This is a genomic window from Enterobacter sp. R-25 (assembly GCF_049913205.1).
GTDB lineage: Bacteria > Pseudomonadota > Gammaproteobacteria > Enterobacterales > Enterobacteriaceae > Enterobacter > Enterobacter ludwigii.
Genome location: NZ_CP183982.1, coordinates 2313978 through 2325776, shown reverse-complemented (window position 1 = coordinate 2325776; position 11799 = coordinate 2313978). Strand labels below are relative to the sequence as shown.

General features: G+C 55.8%; 11 protein-coding genes. 1 reads left to right on the top strand and 10 read right to left on the bottom strand.

The features are described 5' to 3' along the window. Nucleotides 1–99: 99 nt before the first annotated feature. The 8 genes from ACN9MQ_RS11120 to sad form a co-directional block, all read right to left on the bottom strand. Nucleotides 100–1551, bottom strand: a complete 1452-nt coding sequence (locus tag ACN9MQ_RS11120) for a tagaturonate reductase (RefSeq protein WP_160890618.1) — start codon at nt 1549–1551, stop codon at nt 100–102. A 117-nt stretch (nt 1552–1668) separates the two neighbouring features. After that, a complete protein-coding gene (locus ACN9MQ_RS11115; protein ID WP_020884147.1) occupies nt 1669–2196 on the bottom strand; it encodes a GNAT family N-acetyltransferase in 528 nt (175 codons plus the stop codon). An 82-nt stretch (nt 2197–2278) separates the two neighbouring features. Further along, nucleotides 2279–3244: a sensor domain-containing diguanylate cyclase gene (locus ACN9MQ_RS11110; protein WP_426021080.1), complete on the bottom strand. Its 966-nt coding sequence runs from the start codon at nt 3242–3244 to the stop codon at nt 2279–2281. 109 nt (nt 3245–3353) lie between these two features. Next, nucleotides 3354–4799 (bottom strand): sensor domain-containing diguanylate cyclase, encoded by a 1446-nt coding sequence (locus tag ACN9MQ_RS11105; RefSeq protein WP_426021081.1) that lies wholly within the window; start codon nt 4797–4799, stop codon nt 3354–3356. A 113-nt stretch (nt 4800–4912) separates the two neighbouring features. Beyond that, the gene (locus tag ACN9MQ_RS11100; protein ID WP_047356499.1) at nt 4913–5269 is read right to left on the bottom strand and encodes a DUF4186 domain-containing protein; all 357 of its coding nucleotides are present in this window, start codon (nt 5267–5269) and stop codon (nt 4913–4915) included. Then, on the bottom strand, nt 5269–6171 hold the full coding sequence (gene glsB / locus ACN9MQ_RS11095; RefSeq protein WP_153852981.1) for a glutaminase B: 903 nt from the start codon (nt 6169–6171) through the stop codon (nt 5269–5271). The genes ACN9MQ_RS11100 and glsB overlap by 1 nt, the downstream gene beginning before the upstream one ends. An 86-nt stretch (nt 6172–6257) precedes the next feature. Then, nucleotides 6258–7847 (bottom strand): methyl-accepting chemotaxis protein, encoded by a 1590-nt coding sequence (locus ACN9MQ_RS11090; RefSeq protein WP_421633430.1) that lies wholly within the window; start codon nt 7845–7847, stop codon nt 6258–6260. 116 nt (nt 7848–7963) lie between these two features. Then, nucleotides 7964–9352 carry a succinate-semialdehyde dehydrogenase gene (gene sad, locus ACN9MQ_RS11085; RefSeq protein ID WP_041162600.1) on the bottom strand — a complete coding sequence of 463 codons (1389 nt, stop codon included), beginning with the start codon at nt 9350–9352 and terminating at the stop codon, nt 7964–7966. Between the two features lie 99 nt (nt 9353–9451). Here sad and ptrR point away from each other — a divergent pair, with 99 nt between their 5' ends. Then, entirely contained in the window at nt 9452–10330 is an 879-nt protein-coding gene (gene ptrR, locus ACN9MQ_RS11080; protein WP_426021082.1) for a putrescine utilization regulator PtrR, read from the top strand. Here ptrR and ACN9MQ_RS11075 read toward each other — a convergent pair. Then, nucleotides 10284–10766, bottom strand: coding sequence for a GNAT family N-acetyltransferase (locus ACN9MQ_RS11075; protein WP_426021083.1), 483 nt, complete (start codon nt 10764–10766; stop codon nt 10284–10286). The genes ptrR and ACN9MQ_RS11075 overlap by 47 nt on opposite strands. 61 nt (nt 10767–10827) lie before the next feature. Beyond that, on the bottom strand, nt 10828–11739 hold the full coding sequence (locus ACN9MQ_RS11070; protein ID WP_426021084.1) for a LysR family transcriptional regulator: 912 nt from the start codon (nt 11737–11739) through the stop codon (nt 10828–10830). Nucleotides 11740–11799 lie beyond the last annotated feature (60 nt).

Sequence of the window (11799 nt, the reverse complement as noted above, 5' to 3'; positions counted from 1 at the left end):
AACCGCACGGTGCCAGAGGTGTTTTTTAAAAACAGAGCAAATAGTATGTTGTAACTAATAAGATCCCCATTAAAACCCGGCCGAAGCCGGGCAACGGTGTTAGCAGAGCGGTTTAACCGCCGCACGCATTCCTTGAAGCAGAATAGCATCCAGATCCCGCGTAACCTGCTCGACCAGGCCGTTAACCTGCGTAAGATCTTGCTCCCAGTGTTCGCTCACGCTCAGTACCGATTTTACCAGTTGGCGGGTAGTGATCTGGCGATCGTGATGCTGTGTCCACAGCTGCTGGAAACGCGCCAGCCAGTTCGCGTCGTCCTGAACCGGGTAACTTTCCCCGTTACGCTCCCCGCGATAAAACGCAATCAGTGCCGCTAAAGCAAACGTCAGTCGCGCAGGCAATGACCCGGTTGCTTTCTGCCCTGCCAGCAGCTGCGGCAGAATGCGGGTGCGGAACTTGGTCATCCCGTTGAGGGCAATCGACAGCAGCTGATGCCGGATGTAAGGGTTACGGAAACGACCCGTTACCGCACTGGCGAACGATTCAAGCTCATCACGCGGCAAATCCAGTACCGGAATAATTTCCTCATAGATAGCTTTTTCGACAAAAGCGCACACGTCAGCATCGTTCATCGCCTCGCCTACCGTGTCCAGCCCGGCCTGGAAGGCTACCGGTACCAGCGCCGTGTGCGCACCGTTCAGAATGGCGACTTTACGCTCTTTGTAAGGCCGGATGTCATCCACGATCAATACGTTGAGCGGGAACTTATCAAGACGCAGTTCGCTGGCAAGGGAGTCAGGGCCCTGAATCACAAACAGATAGAAGTGTTCGGCGGTATCCAGGAACCCGTCCTGATAACCCAGTTCAGCCTGCAGGGCGGCCACTTCGTCACGCGGGTAACCCGTTACAATGCGGTCAACCAGGGTCGAGCAGAAACAGTTGGCATCGTTCAACCATTCAGTAAAGGCCGTCGGCAGCGCCCACTCCTGCGCGTAGCGCAGCACCAGTTCCCGCAGCGCATCCCCGTTGTAGTCAATCAGTTCACACGGAATGATGACCCAGCCTTTGTCTGGCGCACCGTTAAAATGACTGAAACGCTCGAAGAGCAATCGCGTCAGTTTCGCCGGGTAGCTGACGGCAGGCGCATCTTCAAAGGTGTCGCCCGCGTGATAACCGATCCCCGCTTCCGTGGTATTCGAGAACACAAAGCGCATCTCCGGGTTATGAGCCAGCCTGAGGAACGCATCGTATTCGTTATAAACGTTGATTTCGCGGTTAACGGAACGGATAAGACGTGCATCGCTCACCGCATCGCCCTTCTCGTTCAGGCCGCGAATGATTGTGGTATACAGTCCATCCTGCGTATTCAGCGACGGCGGAAAATCACTTTGAATGGGACGAACGACCACCACACCGGCGTTAAGATCGGTATGTTCGTTTAACAGGTCGATTTGCCAGTCGATAAACGCCCGCAGGAAATTGCCTTCACCAAACTGAATGATACGTTCCGGATAGTGTGGACCGGGAAAATCATGACGGTTAAGTGTGTTCACAATGGGTTCCTTTTATAATTAGTCATACAGCCTGATAAGATTGGTACGATAACTTATCAAAACTTTACGACCGGGAACCCTGTTTTGATCAATTCATGATGGAGTTGTGAAAAATAATTATAAGAACTTATAGAACACGGAGGTGGCGGTCATCGCACCGTCCGGCATCAATGCATAGCGCGGGATCTCCCCCACTTTTTGCCAGCCAGCACGCTGGTAGAACGTCTCGGCACCGCTGCCGGTGGACGTATCCAGTACCAGGACCGAAATGCCTCTGGCTCTGGCCTGTACTTCAAGTTCTTCCATCAGGGCCATTGCCGCCCCTTTACGGCGCGCTTTTTCATGGACCAGCAGTTTTGCCACATCCGCGCGATGCGGCTGATTCTCCGGCTGATCGGTGATCAACTGTACCGTGCCGATAACACCGTCCTGCGGATCGATACTGGCCAGCACAAGACGTTCATTGCGTCCCACGCTCTCAGCAATACCGCGCCAGAAAGCACGCGCTTTTTCCGGGCTAAAGGGCAACATAAAACTGACGGATGCGCCGCCGTTAACGCAGTTTTCGAGGATCGCGGACAACGCATCAAGATGGGTGAGGATCTCTTCCCGGGTGAGGTTTTTGATGTGCAGTGAGGTATTCATTGTTTTTCCTTACGTTGAATACCGTCACTGTGCAATTAACATCTTATTAACGCAAACGGATCGATCATAGGCTTTTGTTATGTCATCTTTCGCGGTGGCGTTGCTGCTTCATGGCATACATCTTTTCATCGGCCTCTTTTAGCCACTGTTGCAGGTCATGGTCATTGTGGTCGAATTCACTGAGTCCCCACGAGAACAGAAGCGACCACGGATGCAGTTTGCGGGCATTATAATTTTCGACCTGCTCGGCCAGATACTGCATCGCAATCCAGGCCCCCTGCTCATCCGTATCGGCGAACAGCACGGCAAACTCATCCCCGCCAAAGCGAACCAGCAGATCCGCCTCACGGAAGGAGGAACGCATCAGTTGCGCCATCACGTTCAGCGCCTTATCCCCTTCCTCGTGGCCGTACCGATCGTTTATCTCCTTAAAGCGATCCAGATCCAGCCAGCCGAGGGTTAACGGCTCTGCACGGCGTCGGGCGACGGACAGGGTAAACCGGACGAGCTGATTAAAGCCCCGACGGTTGAATAAGCCCGTCAGTTCATCGGTAGTCGCCGCACTGACGGCGGCAAATTCATCTTCTGCCAGCGCGCCCAGGTCTCCCAGTACGGCAAGATCGGCCGCCGTAAACTCGCGCGGAGAATAATCAATCAGGCAAAGCGATCCGACGCTCGCGCCGTCGCGCAGACGCAGCGGGAAACCAGCGTAGAAACGAACGCCGGGCTCACCGGCCACCAGCGGATTATCGGCAAAGCGGTCATCCTGACGCATGTCCCCCACCACCAGCGGCGCTTCGCTGAGGATCGTATGGCCACAAAATGAGATATTGCGCGGGACCGAGTCCGGTGCCTGGCCATCCGCTGACTTCACGATCAGCGAATGCTCATCGATAAGATTGACCATCGCCAGCGGCACCTGGAAAAAGCGTTTTGCCAGACGCGTCAGGCGGTCAAAGGCCGGCGAACTGTCGATTTCAAGCAGGCCTGATTCGCGCAGCGAGTTCAGACGTTCCGTTTCATTTTCAGGGGTTGCAGGTGTTTTCATAACGTCTCCTGACGCAAGCTTTACTAAAAGCGTAGCTTAAACAGAGACATTGTCAGTGTACGAATATCCTGTTCAGACGCTATTTGTTAACGTCACTGGCTCATGACGACTAATGCAGTGATGTTTCGCTGCCGGAGGTTGCAGTAATCTGCTCATCCGACAGCCGGGCGCTGGTCCGATTTCGCCCCGCTTTCTTTGAACGATAGAGATGATCGTCCGCTTCAGCCATCAGCTTATTAAAGACCTCCGTCAACTGCCATGATTCAGATTTACCGCTGCCCAGGCCAATGCTGACGGTCAGATACAGCGTCTGCTGGCGCCAGGTAAACGGATGATGTGCGACGGTGGTTCGGATGCGTTCAGCCAGTTCAAAACCGTGCTGCGCATCCCCGGAGTTCACGACCACCGCGAACTCTTCTCCGCCCATTCGCGCCACCATACCGTCCTCACCGACAACCTGCTGAACCTGCCGGGCAAAGGCCGCCAGTATGCGATCACCGCACTCGTGACCGTAGTTATCATTGATGCTTTTGAAGTAATCGATATCCAGCAGCATGACGGTTAAAAAACGCGAATGCCGGTGCGCCTCTTCTTGCTTTAACGCTTCATAAAGCCCGGAGCGGGAATAGACATGCGTCAGAAAATCATAATCTGCCCGCAGTGACACCTGACGAATCAGTGAATTAATGGCCGCCACGCTGACGGAGACCATCACCGGACAAATAGCCATGGTGGCAATGCCCAGCCGGGCTGAGAACATCATCGGGGTCGAAAGCGGTGTCGCAACGGCAATATTGATAATGGAGTTGGCAACCAGAATGATCTCAACGGCACCCGTGAGAAACGTCAGTAAACAGGTGACGGGCAGCGGGTAGCGTACCGCACACCAGATAAGCGCCGGCAGCGGGAAACAGAGGCTCCCCGCGCCGCCAATCACCACCGACGCGACCACCGAGACAATCAACGCCATAACCGGGAACAGCTGCTCCAGACGTAACTGAATATCACGCACGGGCAGGCTAATCGTCAGCATACACGGCACAATCAGCACCCCCGTTGAAAACTGCTCGCTAAACCAGTCGGCAAACAGCGGCCAGAAGGTATGACTGTCGATACCGACCGACCCCACCGCGCCAAGCAAGGCACACAGCAGTGCGGCAATCAGGCAGTAGTTAAACAGACGCAGCGCATTAAGCGGATCGGGGGTTTTCATCAGCCGTTTATCACGCAGAACCAGTATGGCGACCACGACGATAAAAATCATATTCGACAGGTTAATCACCAGCGAGGCCATTCCCCAGCTGGTGGTGACCGCGTCGTACATCAGCATGGCAACATACGCGACCGCGTAGTTATGCAGACGATTAAGATAAGCATAACGGGCGAATACTCCCGCCATAACGCCATTCAGTGGCCAGAACAGCGACAACGCTTCAACCAGACGCAATTCAGCACCCACAAAATAGAATAAGGTGGTGAGAATAAAGATCCACGACGCATTACGCAGCGGAGTATCGGGTTGAAAAAACCTGAAGGCAGAGAGAGCAGAACGCATTAAATATCATTCCGTATAATAACTTATGGCGATTATGTCGATCGTCAGCAGGATCTAAACTAACTTAACCTGCATCTATAACACAAATACAACAGGATCATAACTCGTCAAATTTAGGCGTTCATCTGCAGCACCAGCCAGTGGTGGATCACGCTGACGATATAATGCTGTTGCTGCGCGCTGAGCTGAACACCCTGCGGAATGTTATGCCACTTTGCCAGACAGCCACGACAACAGGTGGCGGTGGCATGCTGAGCGATAAACACCGGATGACCGCGCATGGGCGTCTGTTTCCCGTCATTGGTGGGATGGGCCGGTGCAAGACGCCGGGCAATAAAATCGGCGGCGTGCTGGTCAATGGTTTCGGCACCTTTGTCCCAGCAGTACTGCCGTTCCTTCGTGCCTAAGCGAAAGCGCGAACGAAAAGGCGATCGCGCCAGGCGGACAAAAAGCGGATCCAGGGTCGACATCAGTATACGGAACGTCCCAGACGTTGGGTCAGTTTCTCCAGAACTGCCACACCGGCAAGTGAATTTCCCGTTTCATCCAGCTCCGGGCTCCAGACGGCAATCGCCATTTCGTGAGGCACGATTGCCACCACCCCGCCGCCGACACCGGATTTAGCCGGAAGACCGACGCGCCAGGCAAACTCTCCGGCGTTCTGATACATCCCGCTGGTCGCCATCAGGGCATTCACCTGACGCGCCTGCATGGGCGAGACAACATCTTGCGCGAGGTGCGGCGCATGCCCCTGATGGGCGAGGAACAAGAATGTCTGTGCCAGTTCAACACAGCTCATTTCCAGCGCGCAGTAATGAAAATAGTTTTGCAGCACGGTGGCGACATCGTTATGGAAGTTACCAAACGATTTCATGAGCCAGGCGATAGCCGCGTTACGGGCGGAGTGTTCAAACTCCGAGCGCGCCACCACCGCATTGTAGGCAATATCCGCGACGCCCGAGAGCTGACGGACAATTTCAAGCATACGCTGGCGAGGGGCGCTGAGACGGCTTTGCAGCATATCGCAAACCACCAGCGCACCGGCATTGATAAACGGGTTACGCGGCTTACCCTGTTCAATTTCGAGCTGAAGCAGTGAGTTGAAAGGCTGCCCGGACGGATCTTTCCCCACGCGATGCCAGATTTCGTCTTCCTCATACTGGCGCATGGCCGCAACCAGACTGAGTACTTTTGAAATGGACTGAATTGAAAAACGCTCGGTGGCGTCACCGGCCTGGTAACGCTGCCCGTCTACCGTACAAATGGCAATACCCAGCTTATTCCCGCTGACCGAGGCAAGGGCCGGAATATAGTCGGCAACCTTCCCTTTTCCAATTAACGGACGAACCTGCGACAAAATCTCGTCCAACATCTCATTATGGATGACCGCAGCCACACTTTGCTCCTTGCCCTCAGGCTAAAACGGGCTGCGAGTATAACAGAGGCTTATATGTTGCGTCAGGCGCTAAGACGAAAACGCGAAACTGCCTGCAATAAAAGATCGGATTGCTTATGCAGCCGTTCAGAGGCATCCGACGCGTCAGACACCAGCATGTCGGTCTGACGTGAAACCTGATTCAGCGCCTGAAGCTGCCGCGTCATTTGATGAATGCTCTCCCCCTGGCTCAGGGTCGCGACCGAGATTTCATTCAGCAGACTGCTTAAATTAGCCACCAGCCCGATCACCTGCTGCAGATTATCTTCCAGCAGGTTAACGGCCCGGGAACCGTCTTCGATGCCCTGCAAAGAGTGATTGATCAGTGCCTGAATAGTCTGCGTCGAGTGGCTGCTCTTTCTGGCCAGCAGCCCCACTTCCCGGGCGACAACGGCGAACCCGCGCCCGTGGTTCCCCGCATGGGCGGCCTCGATGGCCGCATTCAGTGCCAGAATGTTGGTCTGAAACGCCACGCTGTCGATCATCGCCACGATCCCGCGCATCTCTGACGATCGGTCAACGATCGCCTGCATGGAGGCATTGACGGTCGTCATCATCCGATCGCCACCCGCGGCTACCTGGCGCGCCTCGTCCGCCCTGGAGCTGGCGAGTTTTGCATAACCTGTATTCCCTTCTACGTGGTTTTCCAGCGCGGCAATGTGTGTCGTCACATCCTCAAGCTCTTTCGCCTGACGAGCCGACTGCAGATACAGCTTCTGGTTGCCCTGTGCCAGAGAGCCTATATTTTCAACCATTTCGTGGGTGGCATTGCTGACCTGGGTCACCAGTTCCTGCAGTCCGTGCTGCAGGGTGGAAACACTGTCGCTTAACTGTCCGATCTCCTTGTTAAAGCGCAGCACGCCCGGCGGTGTACCGGACAGGTCTCCTGCCGCCAGCTGGTTAATGTGAGCAATCAACCGACGCAGCGGCGTAATGACCCAGCGGGACATGCCTAACCACACCAGAATGGCGATGGCAAGTAGCAGAACCGGTGCAGCCAGGAAGAGCGTTTGCAGGCCAGAGAGTTGCGCCATCAGGCTCTGGCGGCCCTGCATCGCCTGCTTCTCGCTGGCCTGCTGATAGCGGGCATAGTTTTCGTTGAAGTCAGTCTGAAAAGCCTGGGCAGGTACGGCAAAAAAGGCATCGATCGTGTTGGTCTTGATGAGCCCTTCCGCCTGCTCCTTGATGGCACCGTAGAAAAGCTGGTAGCTGGTGATCAGGGCGTCATCTTTTGGCGGATTGAGCGCCAGCCAGGCGTTCCAGGCCTGCTGAGAAACCGTCAGCGACGCCTGAGCTTCGTCCATCAGGCTGTGCCAGCTTCCTTCAGAGCCGGTCTCTTTATCCTGCATAAACCAGACGCCGGAGCGGTTAAGCAGATCGCTTGCTGCCAGCAGAGACACGCGGGCCAGATCCAGTTTGCTCTGTTGCTGGTACGCCAGCAGATTTTGCTGCTCGTTGCGCTGAGCGTCCTTCAGGGAAGCATTGAGCAAAAATGAAGAGGAGAGTTGCAGTGCGGAGAAAAGACCAATAATACAGAAAATACCGGTCAGCAGGCCAAACTGACGAGGGATGAGGCGCTGCGCAATACGGCGAAAAATTTGCGTTAGGTTCATAATTTTCTTCAGTAACAAGACGTTAGACGCGTGCGAGTCTACGAAACGAAAATGACAGAACCATTGCAGGAAAATGACAACGGCCTTCGTGCTGAAGGCCGTTATCGGAGAGCGAACTAGACTCTATTCTTCCATACCGTCTGCACGTTACAGAACTCGTGCAGACCGAAGTGGGAAAGCTCACGACCAAAACCGCTCTTCTTCACGCCGCCAAAGGCCACGCGCGCATCGCTGGCGCTGAAACCATTGATGAACACCCCACCGCACTCCAGCTCACGGGAGAATTTCTCCGCCAGCGTATCGTTCGCGGTAAAGACGGTTGCGGACAGACCAAAGTCGCTGTCGTTAGCCAGCTGCAGGGCGTGCTCCGCGTCTTTCGCAACGCTAACCGCCGCAACCGGACCAAACAGCTCCTGACGAAATGCCGTCATGCTGGCAGTGACATTCCCCAGCACGGTCGGTGCATAGTAGTTACCTTCACCGGCGACTTTCTCCCCGCCAAGCAGCAGCGTGGCGCCTTCGGCCAGCGTGGCCTGCACCTGCTGATGCAGTTCATCACGCAGGTCAAATCGCGCCATCGGGCCAATAAAGTTTTCTTCGCTATCCGGCGTCCCCATCTTCAGGGCTGCCGTCGCCTCGACAAAACGCTGGGTGAAAGCATCAGCGATGCCCTCTTCCACAATAAAGCGCTTAGCGGCGGCGCAAACCTGTCCGGTATTCTGATAACGACCGGCCACGGCTGCTTTCACCGCCAGATCCAAATCAGCATCATTGAGCACAATAAACGGATCTGAACCGCCCAGCTCCAGGACGCATTTCTTGAGTGCTGCCCCCGCCTGCGCACCAATCGCCGCACCCGCGCGCACGCTGCCGGTTACGGTTACGGCGGCAATACGACGGTCGTTGATCGCCTGGCTCACCCCCTCATTCGTGGCATTCACCCAGCCAAAGACACCCTGCGGAAAACCGGCGTCAGCAAATACCTGCGCAATGAGGTCAGCCGAGCCGAGTACGTTTGGCGCATGCTTGAGCAGATAGCTGTTCCCGGCCAGCAGGATGGGTACCGCGCCACGCAGTACCTGCCAGAGCGGGAAGTTCCACGGCATGACGGCAAGAACAGGTCCCAGCGGCCGGTATTCAATCACCGCGTTTTGGTTTTCTACCAGGGTCGGTTCAGGCTGCAGCATGGCCGGGCCGTGTTCCGCATACCAGTCGCAGAGGCTGGCGGATTTTGCCACTTCAGCACGCGCCTGCAAAATGGGTTTGCCCATCTCACGGGAGATCATTCGGGCCATCTCGTCTGCACGGTTGCGCAGCGCGCTGGCGAGATCGCGCAGCTTTTGCGCCCGGTCTGAAACGCTTACGCGTCTCCACTGACGAAAACCGGCATCAGCCTGCGCAATTGCGCGTTCAACGTCGTCGGTGCTCGCCCACGGATACGCCGCGAGCGTCTCGCCGGTGGCTGGGTTAACAGAGAGGGCATGTGTAGCAGAGGAATAAGTCATGATGGTCTCCACGTAATAACGATTGATTCATTGTGGCGCACTCTGCTATTTCTTAAAAATGAATAATACTAACCACCTTGTTCACGAATCGAGAATGGTATGGACTTAACTCAGCTTGAAATGTTTAACGCCGTGGTGCTCACCGGCAGCATCACCCAGGCGGCGCAAAAGGTGCATCGCGTTCCATCGAACCTGACCACCCGCATCCGCCAGCTGGAGGCCGATCTTGGCGTGGAGCTGTTTATTCGTGAGAACCAGCGTTTACGTTTATCTCCCGCCGGGCATAACTTCCTGCGCTACAGCAAGCAGATCCTGGCGCTGGTCGATGAGGCACGAATGGTCGTCGCCGGTGATGAACCGCAGGGATTATTTGCGCTTGGCGCGCTGGAGAGTACCGCCGCCGTGCGTATTCCGGAAAGCCTGGCGCAGTTTAACCAGCGCTATCCACGTATCCAGTTTGCCCTCTCTACCGGGCCGTCCGGCACAATGATTGACGGCGTACTGGAGGGAACCTTAAGCGCCGCGTTTGTCGATGGCCCCCTTTCGCATCCGGAACTGGAAGGCATGCCGGTTTACCGGGAAGAGATGATGCTGGTCACGCCCGCCGGGCATGCAGAAGTGGCACGCGCCACGCAGGTAAGCGGCAGTGACGTCTACGCCTTTCGCGCAAACTGTTCGTATCGCCGACATCTGGAAAGCTGGTTTCACGCCGACAGAGCCACGCCCGGGCGTATTCATGAGATGGAGTCTTATCACGGCATGCTCGCCTGCGTCATCGCGGGCGCCGGTATCGCGCTGATGCCTCGTTCGATGCTGGAAAGTATGCCAGGCCACCATCAGGTGGAAGCCTGGCCGCTGGCAGAAAACTGGCGCTGGCTCACCACCTGGCTGGTCTGGCGCCGCGGGGCTATGACCCGCCCACTGGAGGCTTTTATAGCGCTGCTAAACGAACGTCAACCACCAGTGCCTTCTCCATAAACAGGCTCAGCGGGTCATCAACATACGGCGGAAACGCCGGACGTTGCTCATAGCCGCACTGCTCATACAGACGGACGGCGGCATGTTGCCGGATGCCCGTTTCCAGGCGAAGCGTGTGGCAGTGACGGCTCAGGGCTTCATCTTCCAGCGCCGCCAGCAGCATCTCGCCGAGATGTTGCCCGCGATGAGCCGGATCGATATACACCCGTTTCATTTCACCGGTCCCGTCGCCGTTGAGCACCACGGCACCACACCCGACGGCATGAAGCTGCCGGTCCCGAATAATCATCAGGATCAGCTCGGCTGTCGGCAGTTCGGTCAGATCGAGCAGGTGGTTACTTTCAGCGGGATAGAGTTCGCTCTGATAGCGGTCAAGCGCGGCAATCAGATTCAAAATATCAGGGTGATGTGCAGATTCAGCGGTAATGGAATACATGGCGGGCTCCTTGTTGTTTTTATTTCAACATAGCGCAGCCCTGCACACGTGCTTCATACCGTTAACTTATATCAGCATTGCGGTTCAGGCTGACGAGGGTATCTCTTAGCCAGCGGTGTCCTGCGTGGTTATGGCTGCGTTCATGCCAGATAAGACTGACGTCAAACGTCTCTTTCAGCCAGGGGAGTTCCACCACGGTGAGCGGGTTAATGGTTCCCATAATTAATCGTCGGGGCACCAGTGCTACCAGATGGCTCATCTGCACCATGCCGGGAACAAACAGAAATGATGCCGCAGATACCGCAACCTTACGTTGCAACCCTGACTCCGCCAGCATGACATCCAGCGGCGTGGTAAAACCGCCCCCCGAGGGGGACACGATAATATGCTCAAGTTTTGCGAACGCCTCCATTGTCAGTTGGTCGTTCAGTTCAGGATGCTGAGGGCGCCCGATAAGCACGTACGATTCGTCATAAAGATGTTGCGCTCTGAGCTGCGCCTGCGCAGGGTCTGGCGTAGCAATGGCAGCATCAACATCGCCTGAGCTCAGTTGATGGGCTAGCTGATGCGGATCGTAATTCCTGACAGCAATACGCACGCCGGGGGCAATCTCTTGCAGGGTCACAATCAGCGGCGTAATGACCGCGGCCTGCACGTAATCAGTACAGGCCAGAGAGACCGTTAGCGAATCGTGCAGCGGATCAAAGTCCTCATGTGATTGCAGCGTATCCCGTATTTTTGCCAGCGCCCCGCCAAGCGTCGCCATCAGCTCAAGAGCTTTGGGGGTTGGCGTCATCCCCCTGCGCCCCGGGATCAATAACGGATCGTTAAACATCCCCCTCAGCCGGTTAAGCTGCGCGCTGACGGCAGGCTGGCTAAGACAAAGCCGGCTGGCGGCCCTGGTGACATTTTGCTCCGCGACCAGCGCTTCCAGAGTCAGCAGCAGGTTTACGTCAGGCTTTTTGGTATTCATAGGATGGATATCATGTAAGAAATAAATCGATTTCACGCTCGCCGCCCGCATTCCGATAAT